Genomic DNA, 22,896 nt, shown 5'->3' on the forward strand with positions numbered 1-22,896 from the left:
GGGTCCGGCGTGCTGGAGCGGTTCGCCCTCGACGGCAAGGTGGCCATCGTCACCGGCGCCTCCTCAGGGCTGGGCGTCGCGTTCGCCCGCGGCCTGGCCGAGGCGGGTGCCGACGTCGTGATCGGAGCCAGGCGCGCCGACCGGCTCGAGGAGACGCGGCGGCTGGTCGAGGAGACCGGCCGCCGGTGCCTGGCCGTGCAGACGGACGTGTCGCGGCCCGAAGACTGCGACGCGCTGGTGGCCGCCGCCGTGGAGGCCATGGGCGCGGTCGACGTGCTGATCAACAACGCCGGCATCGGCACCGCGGTGCCCGCGCTGCGCGAGACGCCCGAGGAGTTCCGGCAGGTCATCGACGTCAACCTGCTCGGCACGTACTGGATGGCACAGGCGTGCGCGCGGGTCATGCGCCCCGGCTCGTCGATCGTGAACATCGGCAGCGTTCTCGGTGAGACCACGCTCGGGCTGCCGCAGGCTGCCTACAGCGCGTCCAAGGCGGCGATCATCGGGCTCACGCGGGACCTCGCGCAGCAGTGGACCGGGCGGCGTGGCATCAGGGTCAACTGCCTGGAGCCGGGGTTCTTCCTCTCGGAGATGACCGAGCAGTACAAACCCGGCTACGTGGAGCACGTGGTGGAGTCCAGGGGAGTGATGAAGCGGCCCGGCGACCCCACCGAGCTGGTGGCCGCGGCGATCTTCCTGGCGAGCGACGCGGCCTCGTACATCACCGGGGTGACGCTGCCGGTGGACGGCGGAGTGCTGATCACCTAGCCGAGCTGGCGAAGGCGGCGCCCGGCGCTGAGGCGTGACGCACATGGCGGGCCGTTACGGTCAGTGCCGTTGCGTGACCGGTTGGCCGGACGAGCAGGTGATCTTCAGCTCGGCGTCCTCGCCCTCGTCCTGCTCGAACTCCACCCTGGCCTCGCGTGCCGGGCCCGGCTCGACCTTGTCCACCGAATAGTTCTGGGCCGGGCTCCAGGAGCGCAGCGTGACCAGGTCGCCCGCGCAGGAGGCGATCACGGTGCCGCCTGGACTGCGGATCAGTTTGCCCTGCGACGCCCGGGAGGACTGCGGAGTCTGCGACGGCGCGGCGGTGCTCGGGGTGCTCGGGGTAAGGCCCGTGGTCGGCTCGGCGGCGTTACCAGGGGCGTCGGTGTCGAACTGGGTGGCGGTGTTCAGGGCGGCGTGAACCTCCGCCTGGCTGAGCACGCGGCCGGAGTCGCCGGTGAGGCCGGTGCCGAGCAGGGCGAGCACCCCCACGGCCGCCGCGGTGGCGGCGACGGCGGTGGCGGCCCAGGCCAGCACGAGTTTCTTCATCGCCCTTACGTTCCCCCATGTACGGCTAAGGCCAGGTTAAGGCGACGATAACGCTGCCAGGTCATGCTCATGGACCGTCTACGTTCTTGTATATGGCGGACATCCTGCTCATCGAGGACGACGTGGCGATCCGTACGGCGCTCAGCCGCGGGCTGAGGGAGCTCGGGCATGCCGTCTCCTCGTCCCCGACGGCGCTGGACGGGCTGCGGCTGGCCGTACAGGATCGTCCCGATCTGATCGTGCTCGATCTGGGGCTGCCGGACCTCGACGGGGTGGAGCTGCTGCGGATGTTGCGGGCGGTGAGCCGGGTGCCGGTCATCGTGGCGACCGCCCGTGACGGAGACGCCGAGATGGTGCCGGTGCTGGACGCGGGGGCGGACGACTATGTGGTCAAGCCGTACAGTGCGGCGCAGCTCGACGCGCGCGTCCGGGCGGTGTTGCGGCGGGCAGGGGGTTCGGTCCCCGAGCCGCTGGCCGTAGGGGCCCTGCGGGTGGACCCGCGGGCGCGTACGGCGACGCTCGACGGGGCCGCGCTGGATCTGACGCCGCGCGAGTTCGACGTGCTGCACTATCTCGCCGCGCGGCCCGGTGAGGTGGTGACCAAGCGGGAGCTGCTGACGGAGGTGTGGCAGCTGCCGTACGGGGGTGCGGACAAGACCGTGGACGTGCACCTGTCATGGCTGCGCAGGAAGCTCGGTGAGACGGCCGCGGAGCCTCGCTACCTGCACACCGTCCGCGGCGTCGGCGTCAAGCTGGTCGAACCGTCATGAGGCACGCGCATGCGGGGGCACCAGGCCGGTCCGGGCTGGGGGCGCGGGCGTGAGACGGTGGCTGGCGTTGCTGGTGGCGGCGACCACGTCCCTGGTCCTGATCGCGTTGCTGGTGCCGATGGCGCTGCTCATCCGGGCCGTGGCCGAGAACGGTGCCATGAGCAGGGCGACCGCGGCCGCCGAGTCCGTGGCGCTCGCGGTGGGCACGCCCGACCTGGCGCTGGCCGTGGAGCAGGTGTCGCGCCCGGTGACGGTGTTCCTGCCGGACGGGCGCACACTGGGGGCGTCCGCGCCCCGCACAGAAGCGGTCCGCCTGGCCGCCACCGGCCGCAGCGTCACCGCCGCGACCTCCGGCGGCAGGGAGGTGCTCGTATCCACGCAGTCGCCCGGTGGCACGGCTGTGATCAGGGTGTTCGTGCCGGACGCGGAGCTGATGAGTGGCGTGCGGGAGGCGTGGCTCGCGCTGCTCCTGCTCGGGCTCGCCCTGGTGGTGCTGGGCATCGTCCTGGCGGACCGGCTGGCGCTGGCCGTGACCAGGCCCGTGGACGGGCTCGCGCGTGTCTCGCACCGGCTGGCCGGAGGAGATCTGACGGCCCGGGCGGAGCCGGGCGGGCCGCCCGAGGTGCGTTCCGTGGCGCTGGCGCTCAACCATCTGGCCGGGCGGATCGACGAGCTGCTGGCGGCGGAGCGCGAGTCGGTGGCCGACCTGTCGCACCGGCTGCGCACCCCTCTGACGGGCCTGAGGCTGGACGCTGAGTCGCTGCGGGACCCTGAGGAGGCGGCGCGCGTACAGGCCCGTGTGGACGCCTTGGAGCGCGCGGTGAGCGCCGTCATCACGGACGCGCGGCGTCGCTCGGCCGGACGCGACTCGTGCGACGCGGCGGCGGTCGTGCGGGAACGGGTGCGGTTCTGGTCGGTGCTGGCGGAGGACCAGTGCCGCGAGCTGTCGGTCTCGTTGCCGGTCGCGCCGCTGCCGGTCGCGGTGGGCGCGGAGGAGCTCGCGGCGTGTGTGGACGCCCTGCTCGGCAACGTCTTCGCGCACACCCCAGAAGGGGCGTCCATGTCGGTACGGCTCGCGCCGCATCCGTCGGGTGCCGTGCTGGCGGTCGAGGACTCGGGACCCGGCTTCGACCCCGCGCTGCTGGAGCGGGGCAACAGCGGGGGCGGCTCGACCGGCCTCGGCCTGGACATCGCCCGGCGTACCGCCGAGTCCTCGGGCGGCGGGCTTACCGTCTCCACGCCTCCGGGAGGAGGCGCACGTGTGGAGGTGGTCTTGACCGCCGCTTAGCGCGGAAGGTCACGGCGATCAACAGTCCGCGAGGATGGTGTTCATGGCGTCCTTCTCCGCCGAGGTCACCCAGACCTCGTACTTCGCCTTCACGTCGATCTGGCGGGCGATGTAGGCGCACCGGTACGCCTTGCGCGGAGGCAGCCAGGTGGCCGCGTCGGAGTCGCTCTTCTGGCCGTTCAGCGGGCCGTCCACGGCCAGGAGGTTCAGCGGGTCGTTGGCGAACTGCTTGCGCTTGTCCGCCGACCACTGCTGCGCGCCCTTCTGCCAGGCGTCCGACAGCGGCACGAGGTGGTCGATCTGGACGTCCGTGCTGGTGTCCTGGCCGCGCTTGAAGTCGATCGTCTTGCCGCTGTACGGGTCGTGCAGCGTGCCGCTCAGCACGATGCAGTCGTGCGTCCCGGACTTGAACTTCTCGTCCACCAGGTCGCGCTTGAGTATGTCGTTACGGGTGTCGCAGCCGTTGTGGTCCACGTCCGACCAGGCGGGACCGAACTCGTCGCGGTCGAACCCGGTCTTCGGCGCCCGCCCTTTGACCGCCAGCTTGCTCAGCTTCTTGCGGGCATCGGACACCGAGGCCGAGTCCGATTTGGAGCTCTCCTGGGTACCGGCCGTGGACTGCCCCTCCAAACCACCGCAACCCGCCAGCACCGCCACCGTGGCCACACCGGCCATGAACGCTCGAACCCGCCGCCCCACGCCATCCCCCAGACCTGTCCGAGTTTTCGTAAAGTCTAGGTCAAGTGCCCATAAACAGTCTTACAACGCATCCAGGGCGTCTACCAGCCACTCCGCCAGGTATCTGGTGAAAGATGATCTTACGTAGACGCGGTAAGTGCCGACGTCCCGCCGCTCGAGGATCACCGAGGTCTTGGCCAGGAGAGTCTGGGTGTGGCCCGGAAGAGCGTCGAGGTCCACGGGGCAGCCGGTGATCAGGATTGCGGTCGCGTCCGGCCCCGACAGTTCGAGGATCGTGCGCTGGCCCGACACGTCCACCCAGCCGGGCTGCGGCGTGACATCTCCGGATACGAGCCACCAGGACGGGCCCAGGCGCAGGCCCGTGCCAGGGTCGGTTCCCCGCACCTCCCACATGGGTTCGAACGGGATCTCGCGCAGCCGTACGGAGGGCGTGCTCGCCGCCTCGAAGCGGACGGCGAAGGCGGCGGCGGGGCTCTCCGAGCGGCACTCGCCCTGGTACGGGTCCGGCCGGCCGGTCAGGGGATCGCCGTCGCGGCGGGCGTTCCCGGCGTCGTAGAAGACGGGCGCCACGACGGTCATGCTGTGCGAGACCTCCCCGGACACCGCCGTGAGCCGGTCGCCGACCTCGACGTTCCTGGCCATGGCGAGGCTGAACCCGCGGCCCAGCGCGGCGCTCCCGTAACTGGAGGTCACATGGCCGACCATGCCGTCGGCGGCCCCCGTGATCAGCTGGGCGCCTTCCTCCACAAGCGCCGCCGGGTCGTCGGGCAGGAGGCCGATCAGGCGTTTGCGGTCCTCCCTGGCGGTGTCCTGGCGGGCATGGGAGCGTTTGCCCACGAAGTCCGGCTTGCGCGTGGAGACGATCCACGACATGCCCAGGTCCTGAGGGGTGACGGTCCCGTCGGTCTCCTGGCCGACGATCGCGAACCCCTTCTCGGCCCGCAGCACGTGCATGGTCTCTGTCCCGTACGGCACCGCCCCGAGCTCCAGCACCGCCTCCCACAGCGCCCTGCCGTACCTCCAGGGCACGTTGACCTCGTACGCCAGCTCGCCGGAGAAGCTGATCCTGAACACCCGCCCCTCGACGCCCAGCACGGGGGTGCTCGCGAACCGCATGAACTCCAGGTCCAGCGCCCCCGGCGCGACGACCGCGATGATCTCCCGGGCGCGCGGCCCCACGACGGCGACCGTAGCCCAGTGGTCGGTGACCGACGTGAACGACACGTCCAGGTCCGGCCACTCCGTCTGCCGCCACTCCTCCAGCCAGTCGAGCACCGCGGCCGCGTTACCCGTGGTCGTGGTCATCAGGAAGTGCTCATCGCCCAGCCTGGCCGTGGTGCCGTCGTCGAACACCATCCCGTCCGCCGTGCACATCAGCCCGTAACGGCAGGCGCCGACGGCGAGCGTGGAGTACATGTTGGTGTAGATCCGGTCGAGGAACACGCCCGCGTCCGCGCCCCGGATGTCGATCTTGCCGAGGGTGGAGGCGTCCATGGCGGCCACGGCGGTGCGGGCCGCGCGGCACTCGCGCAGCACGGCGGCCTCCATGGACTCGCCGTCCTGGGGGAAGTACCAGGGGCGCTTCCACTGCCCGACGTCCTCGAACACCGCTCCCCGCGCGACGTGCGCGTCGTGCATGGCGGTCGTCCTGACGGGGTCGGACAGCGCGCCGCGGTCGCGTCCCGCCAGGGTGGCGAAGGACACCGGTGTGTACGGAGGGCGGAACGTGGTGGTGCCCACCTGGCCCGGCTCGGCGCCGAGGAGGGCGGACATGACGCCCACGACGACCGCGCCCGAGGTCTTGCCCTGGTCGGCGCCGGTGCCCGCGGTGGTGTAGCGCTTGACGTGCTCCACCGAGCGCATCCCCGTCCCGGTCGCCCTGGCGAGGTCGGCCACGGTCACGTCCCGCTGGAGGTCGACGAAGGACTCCTCCGGCGAGCTCCCCTCGACCCACCAGAGGGCCGCGGGGGGCCGCGAGGGCTCCTCGTCGCACTCGGGCACCCGCAACCCCGCGTCCGTGTGCCCGGCGGCCTCCGCACCGGCCGCGTACCCGTCGGCGATGGCCTCCCGGGTGCCGTAGACGCCCCTGCACGCCCCGGCCGAGCGCTCCGCCTGCGCGGACGTGCCCGGGACGAACGCCTGCAGGCCCTCGTCGAACCGCACCCGCCCCTGCGACTGGCTGAACAGGTGCACGGCCGGGTTCCAGCCACCCGCCACGGCCAGCAGGTCAGCCTCGACGTGCCGATCTCCCACCCATACGCCGTCGAGCACGCCGTCCGCGTCGCCGGTCGTGCCGGTCACCACCTGACCGGCGAGTGCCCCAGGCACAGGGGACCGGGGGCGGGGATCGACGACGGCGACGACCTCCACACCGGCCGCCGCGAGATCCCGCGCCGCCTCGTAGCCGGAGTCCGCGCAGGCGAACACCACCGCCCGCCGCCCGGCCGCCACCCCGTACCGGTTGGCGTAGGCGCGGGCCGCCGAGGCCAGCATCACGCCGGGCCGGTCGTTGCCGGGGAAGGCGAGCGAGCGCTCGTGCGCCCCTGTGGCGAGCACGACCCTGCGTGCCCTGATGTGCCACAGCCGCTCGCCGCGCGCCCGCCGCTCCACCGCCACCACGTAATTGTGGTCGTAGTAGCCGACGGCGGTCGTCCTGGTGAGCACCCGGGCGGACAGCGAGAGCCCGGCCACCCACTCAAGCGCGGGAGCGCCGTCGAGCAGGAGGCGGCCGTTCAGCAGGTCGCCGCCCAACGCGGGCTGGTCGTCCATGAGGATCACGCGTGCCCCCGCGCGACCCGCCGCGACCGCCGCGGCCAGGCCGGCGGGGCCGCCCCCGACCACCAGCACGTCGCAGTGCAGGTATCCCTTGTCGCAGCGCCGGTCGTCCACCGCGTCCAGGTCCACCCGACCCTTGCCGCGCAGGCTCCACGCCTCCAGCCCGTCGTACAGCTCCACGGTGGTGGCCGCGAGCATCGGGTCGGCGCCCACGCGGACCAGCGCGTTCGGCTCCTCCGGGCCGGCGGTGAAGATCCCGCGCGGCCGTCCCAGCTCCACGCTGCGGCCGACCACCCGCACCCCGTTGCGCAGCAGCGCGGCGGCCAGCGTGTCACCCGGCTCGCCCCGCAGCGGGCGGCCGTCGAAGGTGAACCTCATCGTGCCCTCTCTGATGTCACGGCCTGATCTCGTGGGTGACCGTGTGCCGCTCGACGTCGAACCACGTCCGGCACCCGTGCACGTGGAACCAGCGCTCGTGGAACCAGCCCTTGGGGTTGTCGCGCATGAACACGTACTCGGCCCACTCCTCGTCCGACACGTCCCGGGTGGGGTAGGCGATCCCGGCCTGGCCGCCGTAGTGGAACTCGGTCTCATCGCGGGGCCCGCAGTGAGGGCAGTCGATCAGCAGCATCAGTGCGCCACCGCCGCCGCGCCGTGCTCGTCGATGAGCGCTCCCGTGGTGAACCTGTCCAGCCCGAACGGCTCCGCGAGCGGATGCGGCCGGCCCTCGGCGATCGTGTGGGCGTACACCCAGCCCGAGCCCGGGGTCGCCTTGAAGCCGCCGGTGCCCCAGCCCGCGTTGATGTAGAGGCCGTCGACGGGTGTCGGCCCGATGACGGGCGAGGCGTCGGGGGAGACGTCCACGATCCCGGCCCAGGTGCGCAGCACGCGTACGCGGCTGAAGATCGGGAACAGCTCCAGCGCCGCCGCCATCTGCGCCTCGATGACGTGCACGCCGCCGCGCTGCCCGTAGGAGTTGTACGCGTCGATGCCCGCCCCCATGACCAGCTCACCCTTGTGGGCCTGGCTCACGTACACGTGGACGGCGTTCGACATGACCACGCAGTCGAGCACCGGCTCAAGCAACTCCGACACCAGCGCCTGGAGCGGATGCGACTGCAGCGGCAGCCGGATCCCGGCCTTGTCGGCGAGCACCGAGGTGTGCCCGGCCGCCGCGAGCGCGACCTTCCCGGCCGCGATGCGCCCGCGCGAGGTCTCGACGGCCGTCACCCGGTTGTTCGCGATCTCGAACCCGGTGACCTCGCACCCCTGGATCAGGTCGATCCCGTACGCGTCCGCCTTGCGGGCCAGCGCCCACGCCACGTGATCGTGCTTGGCGATGCCGCCGCGCCGCTGCAGGGTGGCTCCCATGACCGGGTAGCGGGCCCGGCCGGAGACGTTGATGACCGGGCAGAACTTCTTGACCTCGTCCGGGTCGAGCCATTCGGCGTCCACGCCGTTGAGCCGGTTGGCGTTGACCCGGCGCCTGCCCTCACGCACGTCGCCCAGGTTGTGCGCCAGGTTGAGCACCCCGCGCTGGCTGAACTGCAGGTCGTAGTCCAGCTCCGCGCTCAGCCCCTCCCACAGCTTCAGCGAGTGCTCGTAGATCGCGGCGCTCTCGTCCCACAGGTAGTTGGAGCGGATGATCGTGGTGTTGCGGGCCATGTTGCCGCCCGCGAGCCAGCCCCGCTCCAGGACGGCGACGTTCGTGAGGCCGTGGTTCCTGGCCAGGTAGTAGGCGGTGGCCAGCCCGTGCCCGCCGCCGCCCACGATGACCACGTCGTAGGACGGCTTGGGGTCGGGATTGCGCCAGAGGAAGTCGGGGTGGGTCAACGTCTGATCTTCTCCATCCCGGGGTCGAACAGCGGCTCTGCGGCGACTTCCGCGGGGACGCGGCGGCCGAAGTAGGAAATTTCCACGTGCGTTCCCGGTTCGGCGAGCTCGATCGGGAGCCAGGCGTACGCGATGGGCCGCTGGATCGTGTGCCCGTACGCCGCGCTCGTGACGTACCCGACCGTGCGCCCCGCATGCCGTACCGGCTCCTTGCCCATGACCACCTCGGCGCTGAGCAGCGGCACCAGCCTGCGTGTGACGTCGGTCGTCAGGGCGTCGCGGCCGATGAAGTCCTTGTCCGCCTTGACCGCGAAGCCCAGCCCGGCCTCGTACGGGTTGTGCTCGGTCGTCATGTCCACGCCCCAGAGCCGGTACCCCTTCTCCAGCCGCAGGCTGTTGAACGCGGCCCGGCCCCCGGCTGTTGCCAGTCCCGGGGACCAGAGCGTGTCCCACAGCTTGAGCCCCATGTCCGCGCTGGTGTAGAGCTCCCAGCCCAGCTCGCCGACGTACGAGACCCGCATCGCCAGCACGGGCACATGCCCGATGTATCCGGTTTTGCAGCTGAAGTAGCGGAAGCCCTCGTGCGACATGTCCATGTCGGTGAGATCCTCCACCAGCCCCCTGGCCCACGGGCCCCACACACCGATGCAGCAGGTGCCCGGCGTCAGGTCGCGCACCCGCACCCCGCCGGGCGCGTGCCTGGTCAGCCAGTCGAGGTCGAGGTTGCCGTTCGCGCCGACCTGGAAGACGTCCTCCTCCAGCCGCGCCACCGTGAGGTCGGAGCGGATGCCGCCCTTGACGTCGAGCAGCAGCGTGTACGTGACCGAGCCCGGCTTCTTGTCCACGTTGTTCGTGGTCATGCGCTGCAGGAACGCCGCCGCCCCCGGGCCGCTGACCTCGATCCGCTTGAGCGGGGTCATGTCATAGAGCGCCACCCGCTCCCTGGTGGCGTACGACTCGGCGGCGGCGACCGGCGACCAGTAGCGGGAGGCCCATTCGTCGCGCTGGACTGCTTCGGCGGGCCCTTCGAGCAGCGGCGCGTTCGCCTCGAACCAGTGCGGCCGTTCCCACCCCGCCGCCTCCAGGAAGAAGGCGCCCAGCTCCCGCTGCCTCTGGTAGAAGGGGCTGGTGCGCAGGGGCCGTGGCGACTCCATCGGCTGGAGCGGGTGGATGACGTCGTAGACCTCGACGAAGTTCTGCTTGCCGCGCTCCTCGACGAACGCGGGCGAGAGCTGGGTCTGCTCGAACCGGCTGAGCTCGCACTCATGCAGGTCGAACCCCGACCGCCCGTCCATCAGCACCTCGGCCAGCGCCCGGGCGACCCCGGCCGAGTGCGTCACCCAGACGGCCTCGGCCAGCCAGAACCCGTCGAGGTGCGGTGACTCGCCGATGAGGGGGAACCCGTCGGGCGTGAAGGAGAAGATCCCGTTGATGCCGTCCTCGTACTTGGACCCGGCGAGCGCGGGCAGCAGCTCGACCGCGTCCCGCCAGGCGGGGTCGAAGTCCTCCTCGGTGAACGCCTGCACCGACGGCATGGTGGTGCCCTTGGGGCCGATCTCGTCCTGGGTCACCGGCATGGGGCGGTGCGCGTACGACCCGATGCCGATGCGGTCGTCGTACTGGCGGAAGTAGAGGTCACGGTCCTGGTGGCGGAGGATGGGACCGGGTTCTCCCAGGGTCAGGGGGCCTGACTTGGCGTACTGGTGGGCCAGCGGCAGCAGCGGCACGGTCAGACCGGCCATCTTCCCGATCGACGGCCCCCAGAAACCCGCGGCGCACACGACCACGTCGGCGGGGATCGTCCGGTACTCACCTGAGGTCACGACCGCGACGCCGGTGACCCGTCCGCCCTTCTGCTCGATGCCCACCACCGTGTGCCGCGCCAGGAACCTGGCCCCGCGTTCCATGGCCCGCGCCGCCTGCGACTCGCCGCAGGCGACAGCCGCGGCCAGCCCGTCGCTGGGTACGTGGTAGCCGCCGAGCACCTTGTCCTCGTCCAGCATCGGCCAGAGCTCGGCGCACTGGGCGGGGTCGAGCAGGCGACCCTCGACGCCCCACGACTCGGCCCAGCCGAGCTTGCGGTGCAGGTCGGCCCAGCGCTCCGGGGTGGTGGCCACCTCCAGCCCGCCGACCTGCCGGAAGCACGACTCTCCGAGCGCGCTGTACTTCCGCACGGTGTAGGCGGCGAACTCGGTCATCGTCTTCGACGGGTTCGTCTGGAAGACCAGGCCGGGGGCGTGCGAGCTCGACCCGCCGGCGGCGAAGAGCGGCCCCTGGTCGACCACGGTGACGTCGGTCCACCCCCGTTCGGTGAGCTCGTCGGCGAGGGCGCAGCCCACGATCCCCGCTCCCACGATCACCAGACGGGGCCGACTCATGACGCCTCCGGTTGTTCCTTAATGCGCAACACGCACCGGACTACGCAACGACCATAAAGCCCCACGCATCCTCGAACAAGCATGAGTACTCTGAACGCGGATCATGGCATGTCAGGAAGAGAGCGATATGGCGCAGCGGCGCTTACTGGAGGGGCTCGGCGTCACCGTCACGGAGGAGAGCGCCTATCGCGCGCTCCTGCGGCACGGGCCGGCCACGCTGAGCGAGCTCGCCGCCGAGACCGGTTCGTCGGCCGCCGCCATCCGCCGCATGCTTCCCAGACTGGAGGACCTCGGCCTGATCTCCCGGGTGGCGGGCCGCCCGCTGCGGCTGATCGCCACTCCGCCGAACATCGCCATCGACATCCTCGTCGCCCGCCGCCAGGAGGAGATCACCCACAGCCGGGCCGCCGCCGCGCTGCTGGCCACCGAGGTCGCCGAGCGCAGCGGGCCGCACCCGGAGGAGGTGCTCGAGGTGGTGAGCGGGCGCGACGCCGTGGCCCGCCGCTATCTCCAGCTAGAACGCAACGCCATGCGGGAGATGCTCGTGCTGGTGCATCCGCCGTACGCCGTGGACGTCAGCGACGACCGGGAGAACCGGCAGCGGGCGGCCCGCAAGGGTGCGCCCACCCGCGGGATCTACGGCCCTCAGGCGTTCGAGGACCCCGGCATGCTGGCCCACACGCGCCGCGCCATCGCCGACGGCGAGCAGGCCAGGCTCGGTCAGGTGCCCGTCAAGCTGGCCATCGCCGACGGCCGCACCGCCATCCTGCCCCTGGTCTCCGACGAGGACAGGGCCGTGGAGAGCGCACTGGTGGTGCATCCATCGGCGCTGCTCGACGCCCTGGTGGGGCTGTTCGAGACGCTGTGGCGGGCCGCCGTGCCGCTCCGCCTGACCGCCGGTGACACGCTGGAGTCCGAGATGTGGCCGCAGACCCCGGACACGGAGGTGCTGGCGCTGCTGGCGGCCGGCATGAAGGACGACGCCATCGCCCGGCAGCTGGGGCTTTCGCCGCGCACGGTGCAGCGCCGCGTGCAGGTGCTGTCCGAGCGACTGGGCGCCAGGACCCGCTTCCACGCCGGGTTCCTCGCCGCCCAGCATCGCCTGCTGGAGTGAGCCGCCGGAGTCCCGGGCTCAGGCCTCGGCGCTGAGCGCCGCCTTCGTGAGCTCCGCCTGGCGCCGGATTTGCCCCATGACGATGGGGTTCACCCCCTTGGCCTGGAACGTGGCGACCATCTGGTCCATCACCGCGTTCGCCCGGTCCAGATCGCCCTGGCGAGCCTCGGCTCTGGCCAGGCGGCGCATCACCATGTTCAGGGTGATGTTGTCGATGCCCGGGTTCCTGGCGACCCTGGTGAGGTGCTCGATGCCCTGCTTGGGATCCGGTGGCCGGACGCGCAGCCGTTTGCCCGCCGTCAGCGCCTTGAACTCGCGCTCCGCGTTCAGCCCCTTGACCATGCGGGCGTAGACGGCCAGCGGGTGGGCGCCGTACCGGTCGATGACCTCGTCGAGGGCCAGGTTGCCCGAGCGCAACGTGGGGGAGTCGGAGCCGAGCAGCGAGAACAGCTGGCCCTGCTCCTCGCCCAGCATCAGCTCGGCCACCTGGTGGTCGTCCCGGCTGACCGGGAAGCGCACCCTGACCAGGCGCGCGGGGGAGACGATGCGCGAGCCGTCGGCGGCGATGTACTGGGCCCGGACGTGGTACTCGCCGGGCTGCCGGAAGTAGTGGCCGTCGCGGCCGTGGCCGATGTACGCGCTGCGGTACATGGCCGGATTGCCCTCGTCCAGCCGGATCTCCGGCGAGGTGTCCACGCAGTGCCGCATCATCGGCCGGTACAGCACGGTCCTGCCGCCCGGCTGCGTGATCGACACCTGGGTGAACTCGGTGTCGGGGTGCAGATGGCCGTGCGTGGTGCGGGGCTCGCCGTCGTAGGAGAGCTTGAGCTCGACCACGACGGGCTCGCCCAGCTCGAACGACTCCTTGGCGCGCAGCTCGAGCCGCAGCCCCGAACGGTCCTCGACCGGCTGCTCGAACGGCGCGATCTCGGCGGCCCCGGTGCCGAACGCGTTCGCGCCCATGGCCACGTCGCGGTAGAAGCCATGGCGCAAGTGGATCAGCTCCGCGTCCGTGAACTGGAACGGGAAGGCCGCCCAGTAGCCCTGTTCTCCGCCAGGGAGGTAGTTCTGTACGTAGTTCATCCACGACAGGTCGCCGAAGCCTCCCTCTGGGCCCAGCGGCTGGGGCGGGGTGGCGAGGTTCTTCTGCCAGGAGTGCAGCAGGTTGAAGGCGTGCCCGAGCTCGTGCACGTACGTACGTAACTGCGCGCGCTGCGCCTGCGGCGTCGTCCCCTTGATCACGTCGTAGAACACCGCGGACCCCTGCCGCTGGTGCGCGTCGTTGTAGTCGAACATGATCCCCCGGAAGCCGCCCACGTGCTTGCTCGCCACCAGCAGCCACACCCGCCAGGCAGGCGCGTCGCCGAACGCGCTGAACTGCTGCGTCATCGCGTGATGCAGCTCGGCGTCGTCCCACGCCAGGTCCGCGCCGGACCCGTCCACGGGGATGACGCCCGGCTGCGCGAGGGTCAGCTGGATGCCCGCCTCCGCGTACGCGGCGCTCACGCTCAGCTCCCTGGCAGGCGAGCCGCTCGGCCCGGGCAGCGTGCCGGTGCGGTACGACGCGAACGGCACGGTCCCGATCACCGAGTCCTGCTCGAGCAGCACGCTGCGGAAGTACGGCGAGGCCAGGCCCACCTGGTACGTGCGCCCCGCGACCGCGGCCGTCCCCGCCCCGTCGGCGATCGTGACGCTCACGTCCTTCTCGGGAGTCTCGAACGTGAAGATCCCGCGGCCCAGGACCCGAGCCTCGTCACCCGCGGCGTGCACGGTGGGGGCGTTGACCACGAAGGAGCCGACGTAGGAGGTCGTCGCTCCCGCCACGGTGAACAGGTCGCCGCTCACCCGCCCGGTGGGCCTGGCCCCGTCGACGTCGACGCGGAGCGCCAGCTGCGAGTCGCCGTCCTGTCCCTGGTAAAGCCCGCTGATCATGGGAGCTCCCTCGCTTGGGCCTACACGAGGGAACACTTCTCCCGCAGCGGGTGCCTGTCAACGCGATCCGCGAACTTCGAGCGCCCCGAGCAGCTCCTCCGACGCCTTCGTGATCATCTCCACGGCCCGGTCGAACGCCTCCGCGTTGTGCGCGGCGGGCGCGCGGAATCCGGAGATCTTCCTGACGTACTGCAGCGCCGCCGCCCGCACGTCCTCCTCGGTCACGCTCTCGGTGTACGGGGGCCGGAGCGTCTTGATGCTTCTACACATGCCCTAACGGTAATAGCCGATCCGCTGGCTTATCTCCCGTGCGGCCTCGACCAGCAGCTCGCCCACCTCCGGCAGCCGGTCCGGCGTCAGCCGGTAGGACGGCCCCGAGGCGCTGACCGCGGCCACCACCGAGCCGTCGCTGCCCCTGATCGGCGCGGCCACCGCGTTCAGGCCGACCTCCAGCTCCTCCACGGTGGCGGCCCAGCCGCGCTCCCTGATCTCCTCGAGCCCCAGCCCGGCGGACGACGTGATCGTCCGGGGGGTGTAACGCGCCAGCTCGGCGGGGAGCCGCAGGGCGCCGAAGGCCAGCAGCACCTTCCCGCTGGAGGTGGCGTGGGAGGGGGTGCGCTGCCCGACCCAGTTGTGGCCGCTGATCGCCGCGGGTCCGCGCACCTGGCTGATGTTGACCGCGTCGCCGTCCTGCGGAACCGCGATGTTGACGGTCTCGCCGACCTCCTCCGCCAGGCGCAGGCACACCGGCCTGCTCTCACGCGACAGGTCGAGCTGGGCCGTGGCCGCGCCGGCCAGCCGTACGACGCCGAACCCCAGCCGGTAGCGCCCGCGGTCGCCGCTCTGCTCGACCAGTCCGCCGTGCTCGAGCGCCGCCAGCAGCCGGAACGCCGTGGACTTGTGCACGTCGAGCTCCGCGGCGAGATCCGTGACCCGGGTGGCGCCGTCGCGGGCGAGGATCTCCAGGATCGCGATGGCACGATCGACCGACTGAACCGACGTGCTGTTGCTCATAGCGCAACAGAATACTTTGTCGGAGCCGTATGGCAGGCTCGCGAGCATGGTGGAGAAGACCGGTTACCCCGACGGCGCGCCCTGCTGGGCGCAGCTCCTCACGAGAGACGCCGTCGCCGCGGAGCGCTTCTATGCCGAGCTGCTCGGCTGGGAGTGCCGAGACCAGGGCGGATGGACGATGGCCCACGTCGGCGGGCGTCCCGTCGCCGCTATCACCCCCGACCCGCAGGCCGCCGATCCGGCGGCCTGGACGGTCTACCTCGCGACCTCCGACCTGACGGCGTCCGTCGCCAGGCTCGAGGCGGCGGGCGGCAAGCTGATCGAGGGCCCCTTCGCGGGCTACGTGCTGGCGACCGACCCGTTCGGCGCCAAGTTCGCGATCTACCAGCCGGGGGAGTTCCCCGGGGCGGGGGTCCTGGCCGAGCCGGGGGCGATGAGCTGGGCCGAGGTCAACGTGCCCGACGGCGCGGCGGCCGACGCGTTCTACTGTGCGCTGTTCCCCTACGACAAGGAGCAGGTGACCGGCGGGATCGACTACGCGGTCTACCACGCGGGGGGCGAGCCGGTCTGCGGGCGGCTGCGGATGGACGAGCACTGGGAGGGTGTGCCGCCGCACTGGATGATCTACTTCGACGTGGCCGACCTCGACGCCTCCGTCGCGAAGGCGGCAGAGCTGGGCGCGCAGGTGCCGGTCGCGCCGTTCGACTCGCCGTACGGCCGCATCGCGGTCGTCCACCACCCGGGAGGCGGCGGGTTCTTCAGCCTGCGCCGGCCACGGGGCTGAGCTCGTTGCCGAAGCCGAGGGCGATCTTCCGCATGCCCTCGGCCAGGTCGTCGCGGTCGAGGGCGTCGATGCGCCCGGCCGGCCCGGAGACCGACATCGCGGCGACCACGCGGTCGCCGTCCCACACGGGCACGGCCAGGCAGTGCACGCCCAGCTCCTCCTCGCCCAGGTCCATGGCGTGGCCCTGCGCTCTGACGAGATCGAGCTCGGCCAGCATGGCCGTCATGTCGGTGATCGTGTTCGGGGTGCGGCGGGGCATGCCGGTGCGCTCGAAGACGGCGACCGCCTCGGCGGCGGGCCGCCCGGCCAGCAGCACCTTGCCCACGGCCGTGCTGTGCGGCAGCACCCGCCTGCCTACTTCGGCGAACATGCGCAGCCTGCGCGGCGAGGGCACCTGCGCCACGTAGACGACGAAGTCGCCTTCGAGCACGGCCAGGTTCGCGGTCTCGCCCGACAGCTCGACCATCTTCGTCAGGTACGGCTGCGCCCACACGCCGACCATGCTCTCGGCGATGCCCCCCAGGCGCACGAGGCCGCCGCCCAGGGCGTACCGCCTGTCGGATTCCTGCCGCACGTAGCCGCGGGCGAGCAGGGTCTGCAGCAGCCGGTGGATGGTCCCGTACGGCAGCCCCGTCCTCGCGGCGATCTCCGACAGGCCCGCCTCGCCCCCGTGCTCGGCCAGCGCCTCGAGCACGTCCAACGCCCGCTCCACCGACTGGACGCTCATAGGGCGACTCCGCGCAGCGATGCGTCGAGCACCTCGGCCGTGTGGGCCACCCTGATCTGAGCGCCGGCCCGCCTCATGGCCGTCGCGATCTGCATGGTGCAGCCGGGGTTGGCCGAGACCAGCAGCTCGGCGCCGGTCGTGGCCACCGCCGCGGCCTTCCTGTCGCCCAGGTCGCGGGCGGCCTCGGGCTGGAAGATGTTGTACGTGCCCGCGGAGCCGCAGCAGATGGCCGACTCGGGGATCTCGCGGATCTCCAGCTCCGGGATGCCGCTCAGAAGTTCGCGCGGCTGGGAGCGCACGCCCTGCGCGTGGGCCAGGTGACAGGCGTCGTGGTAGGCGACGGTGAGCGGCAGCGGGTGCCGCTTGGCCACGGGCCCCAGCTCGGCGAGGTACTCCGACAGATCGACCACGCGGAATCCGGGCTCGCGGCCGAGCAGTTCGGCGTACTCCTTCATCGACGAGCCGCAGCCGGCCGCGTTCACCACGACGGTGTCCACCCCGGCCTTCTCGAACGTTCTGACCGTCCTGAGCGCCAGCCGTCTGGCCTGGTCGTCGCGGCCCGAGTGCACGCTGAGCGCCCCGCAGCAGCCCTGGCCGCGGGGGATGACCACGTCGCAGCCCTCCAGCGAGAGCACCCGCGCGGTGGCCGCGTTCACCTGCGGGAAGAACTCGCCCTGCACGCAGCCGGTGAGCATGCCCACCACGGCCCTGCGCTCGCCCCTGGCCCTGACCACGCGCGGCAGCCGCTGGCGCTGCTCCACGCGCGGCGCGAGCGCGGCCATGGCGCCGAGGCTGGGGTTCACCCTGGCGAGGAACGGCGCCATCCGCTCGGCCAGCCACAGCGTCGGCCGCAGCAGCCGCAGTCTGCGCGGGTAGGGGAACAGGCTGAACACCATCCCGCGCACGGCCCGCTCCTGCGGATCGCGCACGTGCCGCCGCTCCACCTCGGCGCGGGTCTGCTCGATCAGGCGGTCGTACTGGACCCCGGACGGGCAGGCCGTGACGCACGCCATGCACCCGAGACAGGCGTCGAAGTGCCCGGCCATCTCCGGCGTGATCGGAGTGCCTTCGACGTGCTGCTTCATCAGGTGGATCCGCCCGCGCGGCGAGTCCATCTCCTCGCCCCACAACACGTACGTCGGGCACGTCGGCAGGCAGAACCCGCAGTGCACGCAGTCATTGATCAGCTCGGGGTCCATCAGATCCCTCCCACGAACCGGCCGGGAGACATCCTCCGCCCGGGATCGAAGCGTTCCTTGACCCGCCGCATCAACGGCAGTGCGCTCACCTGCCCCCACCTGTCGACGCCCTCGTACGGCGTGGCCAGCACGTTCACGCGCCCGCCCAGCGCCTCGATCCGCGCGCGCAGCCGGGTGACGGCCGCCGCCAGCTCGTCCTCCGGGACGTCGCCCCAGCTCTCCAGGTACGCCCGCCCCGACGCGGCGGACCCGCGGAAGGAGAACCCGGCGTCCCCTGCCGCGGCCAGCGCCTCCGCCGTGCGCGCGGGCGGGAAACGCACCTCCAGCAGCACGTCGTCCTTGAGTATGAGCCCCCACCACTCCGGCGCCTCGGCCGTGACCGTGCCGTCCCCGAGCACCTCACGCAGCGCCAGCGCCCGCGCCTCGGCCGCCGAGCCCTCCACCAGCACCGCGACCGTCGTGTTCTTGCCGTCAGGGCAGTCGATCTCGACGGCGGACGGCTCGGCCTGGGAGGCGGCCAGGCGCAGCAGCACGTCGTTGGACACCTCGGCGTACGCGACCAGCCAGCGGCGGTCCGCGGACAGCGGGTGCAGCCGGAACGTAGCCTCCGCGATCACGCCGAGCGTGCCCTGCGAGCCCGTGAAGAGTTTGCCGAGGTCGTAGCCCGCGACGTTCTTGACCACTTTGCCGCCCGACTTCGCGATCGTCCCGTCGGGCAGCACGATCGTGATGCCGATGAGCAGGTCGCGGGCGGTGCCGTAGCGGAAGGCGCGCGGGCCCGCCGTCGCGGTGGCGAGCGTGCCGCCGACCGTCGTGTGCTCCGTGAACGGGGGATCGAGCGCCAGTTCCTGGCCCTTCTCGGCGAGCGCGGCGGCCAGGGCGTCCATGGTCACCCCGGCCTGTGCGCGCACCACGAGGTCGCCCTCGGCGTGCTCGAGGACGGCGTTCATGCAGCACATGTCGAGCAGGACGTCGCACCGCTCGGGCGGCGGCCCCCAGTGCAGCTTCGTGCCGCCGCCCGCGGGCACCACCGCCAGGTCCAGTGCGGCGCAGGCCCGCAGCACGGCCGCGACCTCCTCGACGGTCTCGGGCAGCGCGACCCAGCGGGGCCGCACGCCGTTGACGGCGTCGTCCGCGTCCGCCTGCCTGACGGTCACCCCGGTGTCGGCCAGCATCAGAACTGCTCCGCCTTCCCCGACTCCACCAGCGGGTGCACGCCCTTCCGCACCCCCGGCACCTCGCCGCACAGGCGCGGGGTGGGGAACACCTTGCCCGGGTTCGACAGGCCCCGGGGGTCGAACGCGCACCGGACGAGCTGCATGGTGTCCAGGTCGTCCGCGCTGAACATCTTCGGCATGTAACGCGATTTGTCCACCCCGACCCCGTGCTCGCCCGTGATCGAGCCGCCGTGCTCGATGCACAGGTCGAGGATCGCTCCGGAGACCACCTCGGCCCGCTCGCCGGCCCCCGGCTCCGCGTCGTCGAACAGCACGAGCGGGTGCAGGTTGCCGTCTCCGGCGTGGAAGACGTTCGCCACCCTGATGCCGTGCTCCTGGGAGAGCCGGTCGATGGCGGCCAGCACGCCGGGCAGGGACGTGCGCGGCACGACCCCGTCCTGCACGATGTAGGCCGGGCTGATGCGCCCGACGGCGGCGAACGCCGACTTGCGGCCCCTCCAGATCGCCGCCCGCTCGGCCGGATCGGCCGCCACCCGCAGCTCGAACGCGCCCGAGCAGATCTCCGTGAGCTGCGCGAACTGCCGCTCCACCTCTGCTTCCGGGCCGTCCAGCTCCACGATCAGCACGGCGCCGGCGCCCTCGGGGTAGCGGCAGGCCACCGCCGCCTCGGCCGCCTCGATGGCGAGCGCGTCCATCATCTCGATGGCGGCGGGCACGATGCCCGCCCCGATGATCGCGGAGACCGCCTGCCCACCCTGCTCGATGCTCTCGAACGCGGCCAGCACCGTGGTGACGGCCTGGGGCGTACGGCTGAGGCGTACCGTGATCTTGGTAGCGATGCCCAGCGTGCCCTCCGAGCCGATGAACGCGCCCAGCAGGTCGTAGCCGGGGTCCATGCGGTCGAGCATGACCAGGTCACCGTCGGGCGTGACGATCTCGCAGGCCTCGACGTGGTTGACGGTGAAGCCGTACTTGAGGCAGTGGGCGCCGCCGGAGTTCTCCGCGACGTTGCCGCCTATGGAGCAGACCTGCTGGCTGGAGGGGTCGGGCGCGTAGTAGTAGCCCTTGTCGCGCACGGCCTCGGTGATGGCCAGGTTCGTGACGCCGGGCTCGACGACGGCCCTGCGGTTGTCCAGGTCGATCTCCAGGATCCTGCGCATCTTGGAGGTGACGATGAGCACGCCGTCCTCGCGGGGGAGCGCGCCCCCGGACAGGCCGGTGCCCGAGCCCCTGGCCACGAAGGGCACGCCGAAGTCGTTGCACACGCGTACCACGCGGGCGACCTGTTCGGCCGTGTCGGGCAGCACGACCACGCCGGGGGTCGCCCGGTGGTAGGTGAGGCCGTCGCACTCGTACGTGCGCAGGCGTACCGGGTCGGTGATCACCGAGTCGTGGGGCAGCAGCGAGCGCAGGGCGGCCGTCAGCGTTTCCAGCACCGATCCCCCCTTACCTCTGTTCTACGGCATTTGAGCATAGGCCGGAAGTGTCAGGAACTCGGCAAAGTCGTCGTCCAGCGCCACTTCTTTGAACAGGGCCGTCGCCTGACCGTACAGCTTCTCGTCGTAGCCGGGCTCCTCGGCGATCTTGGCCAGCTCCTCCGAGATGATCTGCTCGACCAGCTCCTTCGTCACCTGCGCGCCCGTGTCGGCGAGCGTGATGTCGTTGTGGATCCACTGCCAGATCTGTGAGCGCGAGATCTCGGCGGTGGCGGCGTCCTCCATGAGGTTGTGGATCGCCACCGCGCCCAGCCCGCCCATCCAGGCGGCCAGGTAGCGCAGCGCCACGTCCACGTTGTTACGCAGACCGGCCTCGGTGATCTCGCCCGGGGTCTCGGAGACGGCCAGCAGCTCGGCGGCGGTCACGTTGACGTCCTCGCGCAGCCTGTCGAGCTGGTTGGGGCGCGATCCCAGCACGCCGTCGAACACCTCCCGGCACACCGGCACCAGGTCGGGGTGCGCCACCCACGACCCGTCGAACCCGTCGCCGGACTCGCGCGTCTTGTCCGCCCGCACCTTCTCCAGCGCCACCGCGTTCACCTCGGGGTCGCGCCGGGAGGGGATGAAGGCCGCCATGCCGCCGATGGCGTGCGCGCCACGCTTGTGGCACGTGCGCACGAGCAGCTCGGTGTACGCGCGCATGAACGGGGCGGTCATCGTGACCGCGTTCCGCTCGGGCAGCAGGAACTCGCGGCCCCTGGTCCGGAACTTCTTGATCACGCTGAACAGGTAGTCCCAGCGGCCCGCGTTGAGGCCCGCCGAGTGGTCGCGGAGCTCGTACAGGATCTCCTCCATCTCGAACGCGGCCGGGTAGGTCTCGATGAGGACGGTCGCCCTGATCGTGCCCTGAGGGATGTCGAGGAGCTCCTGTGCCCTGGTGAACACGTCGTTCCAGAGCCGCGCCTCCAGGTGGGATTCCATCTTGGGCAGGTAGAAGTACGGGCCCTTGCCCTTGTCGATCTGCCGCTTGGCGCAGTGGAAGAAGTAGAGCCCGAAATCGAACAGCGATCCCGAGACCGGCTGCCCGTCCACCTGGGCGTGTTTCTCGTCCAGGTGCCAGCCGCGCGGGCGCACCACGATCGTGGCCAGCTCGTCGTCGGGCCTGAGTGCGTACGTCTTGCCGCCGCTCTCGAAGTCGATCGTGCGGTCGAGTGCGTCGCGCAGGTTGAGGTGGCCGGCCACGCAGTTTTCCCAGAGCGGCGAGTTGGCGTCCTCGAAGTCGGCCAGCCAGACCTTGGCGCCGGAGTTGAGCGCGTTGATGGTCATCTTCTGGTCGACCGGGCCGGTGATCTCGACCCGGCGGTCCTCCAGACCGGGCGCCGGGGGCGCGACCTGCCAGTCGGCCTCCCTGATCTCCTTGGTCTCCGGCAGGAAGTCGAGCAGGCCGCCCGCCGACAGCTCCGCCTGCCGAGCCTGGCGGGCCTCCAGCAGCTCCAGCCGCCTGGCGCCGAACTCCCGCTGGAGAGCCGCCACGAAATCGAGCGCCTCCGGCGTGAGGATCTCGTCGAACCGGTCGACCATCGGGCCGGTGATCTCCATGAGAATCCCTTTCCGCTTCGTGGAAAACAAATTCTGGATTGTGGAAGTGAACCTACCCCGCTGGTGCTCCCCGGTCAAAGGCTGGGGTCTCCTCGGGGAGTCGTCGGGGGCATCCCCGATGTGGGCCGGGGCGTGCCCGGACAGGATTGACGGCATGAAGACCATCGCGATCGCGGGCGGGCTGCTGGCCTCCGCGCTGTTGCTGACCGGATGCGGGCTCGCGAGCATCGCGGGCCCGGACAGGCACCACACCGTGACCTACCAGGTGACGGACAAGGTGACCAAGCTGCAGCTCAAGAGCGGCGCGGGCGATACCGTGGTCACCGAGACCGACGGGACCGCGGTCCGCGTCACCGAGACCAAGAACTGGCGCGCCGACGACGAGCCGAAGGCCGAGCACAAGGTCGAAGGGGAGGCGCTGCTGCTCTCGTACGACTGCCAGTCCGACTGGGGCAGTTGCAGCGTCGATTACAAGGTCGAGATCCCCAAGGGAATGGCCGTGGACCTCGACTGCGGCTCGGGCAACATCACCCTCAGAGGCCTGACCGGGCGGCTCGACGCGAAGCTCGGCTCCGGCGATCTGGACGCCACGGGCCTGGGCGGCAAGCAGGTGTTCGCCGAGACGGGGTCGGGGAACATCGAGCTCAAGTACGCCTCCACGCCTGACAGCGCCGAGCTGAAGGCCGGCTCCGGCGACATCGTGCTCAACGTGCCCGACGGGGCCTACGACCTGAACACCAAGATGGGGTCCGGTGACGCGAAGGTCTCGGTCAAGGACGACGACTCCTCGCCGCACAAGATCTCGCTGACCGCGGGCTCGGGCGACGTCACTGTGTCGGCCGGATAACCGGATGAT

Annotated in this window: 20 protein-coding genes; 6 read left to right on the top strand and 14 right to left on the bottom strand. The window is 71.3% G+C overall.

Annotated elements, in window-relative coordinates; translation table 11 throughout:
* Nucleotides 1-9 precede the first annotated feature (9 nt).
* Nucleotides 10-768, top strand: a complete 759-nt coding sequence (locus ACQPWU_RS13410) for an SDR family NAD(P)-dependent oxidoreductase (RefSeq protein ID WP_433439743.1) — start codon at nucleotides 10-12, stop codon at nucleotides 766-768.
* Between the two features lie 60 nt (nucleotides 769-828).
* On the opposite strand, the gene ACQPWU_RS13415 is transcribed toward ACQPWU_RS13410, so the two are convergent.
* Complete coding sequence (locus ACQPWU_RS13415; protein WP_433439745.1) at nucleotides 829-1,314, bottom strand: hypothetical protein; 486 nt, start codon at nucleotides 1,312-1,314, stop codon at nucleotides 829-831.
* Between the two features lie 92 nt (nucleotides 1,315-1,406).
* Here ACQPWU_RS13415 and ACQPWU_RS13420 point away from each other — a divergent pair, with 92 nt between their 5' ends.
* Nucleotides 1,407-2,084 (top strand): response regulator transcription factor, encoded by a 678-nt coding sequence (locus ACQPWU_RS13420; RefSeq protein ID WP_349457082.1) that lies wholly within the window; start codon nucleotides 1,407-1,409, stop codon nucleotides 2,082-2,084.
* Between the two features lie 49 nt (nucleotides 2,085-2,133).
* On the top strand, nucleotides 2,134-3,372 hold the full coding sequence (locus ACQPWU_RS13425) for an ATP-binding protein (RefSeq protein WP_433439747.1): 1,239 nt from the start codon (nucleotides 2,134-2,136) through the stop codon (nucleotides 3,370-3,372).
* 18 nt (nucleotides 3,373-3,390) lie between these two features.
* On the opposite strand, the gene ACQPWU_RS13430 is transcribed toward ACQPWU_RS13425, so the two are convergent.
* The 5 genes from ACQPWU_RS13430 to ACQPWU_RS13450 form a co-directional block, all read right to left on the bottom strand.
* Entirely contained in the window at nucleotides 3,391-4,047 is a 657-nt protein-coding gene (locus ACQPWU_RS13430; RefSeq protein WP_433439749.1) for an HNH endonuclease family protein, read from the bottom strand.
* An 84-nt stretch (nucleotides 4,048-4,131) separates the two neighbouring features.
* A complete protein-coding gene (locus ACQPWU_RS13435) occupies nucleotides 4,132-7,224 on the bottom strand; it encodes a 2Fe-2S iron-sulfur cluster-binding protein (protein ID WP_433439751.1) in 3,093 nt (1,030 codons plus the stop codon).
* A 16-nt stretch (nucleotides 7,225-7,240) separates the two neighbouring features.
* A complete protein-coding gene (locus ACQPWU_RS13440) occupies nucleotides 7,241-7,477 on the bottom strand; it encodes a sarcosine oxidase subunit delta (protein WP_433439753.1) in 237 nt (78 codons plus the stop codon).
* Entirely contained in the window at nucleotides 7,477-8,679 is a 1,203-nt protein-coding gene (locus ACQPWU_RS13445) for a sarcosine oxidase subunit beta family protein (protein ID WP_433439755.1), read from the bottom strand. The genes ACQPWU_RS13440 and ACQPWU_RS13445 overlap by 1 nt, the downstream gene beginning before the upstream one ends.
* A complete protein-coding gene (locus tag ACQPWU_RS13450; RefSeq protein WP_433439757.1) occupies nucleotides 8,676-11,057 on the bottom strand; it encodes a GcvT family protein in 2,382 nt (793 codons plus the stop codon). The genes ACQPWU_RS13445 and ACQPWU_RS13450 overlap by 4 nt, the downstream gene beginning before the upstream one ends.
* 127 nt (nucleotides 11,058-11,184) lie before the next feature.
* Between ACQPWU_RS13450 and ACQPWU_RS13455 the strand changes: the two genes are divergently transcribed.
* On the top strand, nucleotides 11,185-12,171 hold the full coding sequence (locus ACQPWU_RS13455; protein WP_433439759.1) for a helix-turn-helix transcriptional regulator: 987 nt from the start codon (nucleotides 11,185-11,187) through the stop codon (nucleotides 12,169-12,171).
* Nucleotides 12,172-12,189: 18 nt separating this feature from the next.
* Here the strand turns inward: ACQPWU_RS13455 and ACQPWU_RS13460 are convergent, their stop codons facing one another.
* Genes ACQPWU_RS13460 through ACQPWU_RS13470 form a run of 3 tightly spaced genes read right to left on the bottom strand, consistent with a single transcriptional unit; the run spans nucleotide 12,190 to nucleotide 15,117 of the window.
* The gene (locus ACQPWU_RS13460) at nucleotides 12,190-14,103 is read right to left on the bottom strand and encodes a hypothetical protein (RefSeq protein ID WP_433439761.1); all 1,914 of its coding nucleotides are present in this window, start codon (nucleotides 14,101-14,103) and stop codon (nucleotides 12,190-12,192) included.
* 57 nt (nucleotides 14,104-14,160) lie between these two features.
* Entirely contained in the window at nucleotides 14,161-14,373 is a 213-nt protein-coding gene (locus ACQPWU_RS13465) for a DUF2277 domain-containing protein (protein WP_360696123.1), read from the bottom strand.
* Between the two features lie 3 nt (nucleotides 14,374-14,376).
* On the bottom strand, nucleotides 14,377-15,117 hold the full coding sequence (locus ACQPWU_RS13470) for an IclR family transcriptional regulator (RefSeq protein WP_433439764.1): 741 nt from the start codon (nucleotides 15,115-15,117) through the stop codon (nucleotides 14,377-14,379).
* Nucleotides 15,118-15,163: 46 nt separating this feature from the next.
* On the opposite strand from ACQPWU_RS13470, the gene ACQPWU_RS13475 reads away from it, so the two are divergent.
* Nucleotides 15,164-15,901, top strand: a complete 738-nt coding sequence (locus ACQPWU_RS13475) for a VOC family protein (RefSeq protein ID WP_433439766.1) — start codon at nucleotides 15,164-15,166, stop codon at nucleotides 15,899-15,901.
* On the opposite strand, the gene ACQPWU_RS13480 is transcribed toward ACQPWU_RS13475, so the two are convergent.
* The 5 genes from ACQPWU_RS13480 to aceB are packed head-to-tail and all read right to left on the bottom strand — an operon-like array spanning nucleotide 15,876 to nucleotide 22,040.
* Nucleotides 15,876-16,628: an IclR family transcriptional regulator gene (locus tag ACQPWU_RS13480; RefSeq protein WP_433439768.1), complete on the bottom strand. Its 753-nt coding sequence runs from the start codon at nucleotides 16,626-16,628 to the stop codon at nucleotides 15,876-15,878. The two genes, ACQPWU_RS13475 and ACQPWU_RS13480, sit on opposite strands and share 26 nt — an antisense overlap.
* Entirely contained in the window at nucleotides 16,625-17,827 is a 1,203-nt protein-coding gene (locus tag ACQPWU_RS13485; RefSeq protein ID WP_433439770.1) for a (Fe-S)-binding protein, read from the bottom strand. Before ACQPWU_RS13485 ends, ACQPWU_RS13480 begins: the two co-directional genes overlap by 4 nt.
* A complete protein-coding gene (locus ACQPWU_RS13490) occupies nucleotides 17,827-19,002 on the bottom strand; it encodes an FAD-binding oxidoreductase (RefSeq protein WP_433439772.1) in 1,176 nt (391 codons plus the stop codon). The genes ACQPWU_RS13485 and ACQPWU_RS13490 overlap by 1 nt, the downstream gene beginning before the upstream one ends.
* Complete coding sequence (locus ACQPWU_RS13495; RefSeq protein WP_433445203.1) at nucleotides 19,002-20,438, bottom strand: FAD-linked oxidase C-terminal domain-containing protein; 1,437 nt, start codon at nucleotides 20,436-20,438, stop codon at nucleotides 19,002-19,004. The genes ACQPWU_RS13490 and ACQPWU_RS13495 overlap by 1 nt, the downstream gene beginning before the upstream one ends.
* Nucleotides 20,439-20,462: 24 nt before the next feature.
* On the bottom strand, nucleotides 20,463-22,040 hold the full coding sequence (gene aceB / locus ACQPWU_RS13500; protein ID WP_433439774.1) for a malate synthase A: 1,578 nt from the start codon (nucleotides 22,038-22,040) through the stop codon (nucleotides 20,463-20,465).
* Nucleotides 22,041-22,194: 154 nt separating this feature from the next.
* Between aceB and ACQPWU_RS13505 the strand changes: the two genes are divergently transcribed.
* The gene (locus ACQPWU_RS13505) at nucleotides 22,195-22,887 is read left to right on the top strand and encodes a DUF4097 family beta strand repeat-containing protein (protein ID WP_433439776.1); all 693 of its coding nucleotides are present in this window, start codon (nucleotides 22,195-22,197) and stop codon (nucleotides 22,885-22,887) included.
* Nucleotides 22,888-22,896 lie beyond the last annotated feature (9 nt).

This window comes from Nonomuraea sp. CA-141351 (assembly GCF_050944675.1).
Classification (GTDB): Bacteria; Actinomycetota; Actinomycetes; order Streptosporangiales; family Streptosporangiaceae; genus Nonomuraea.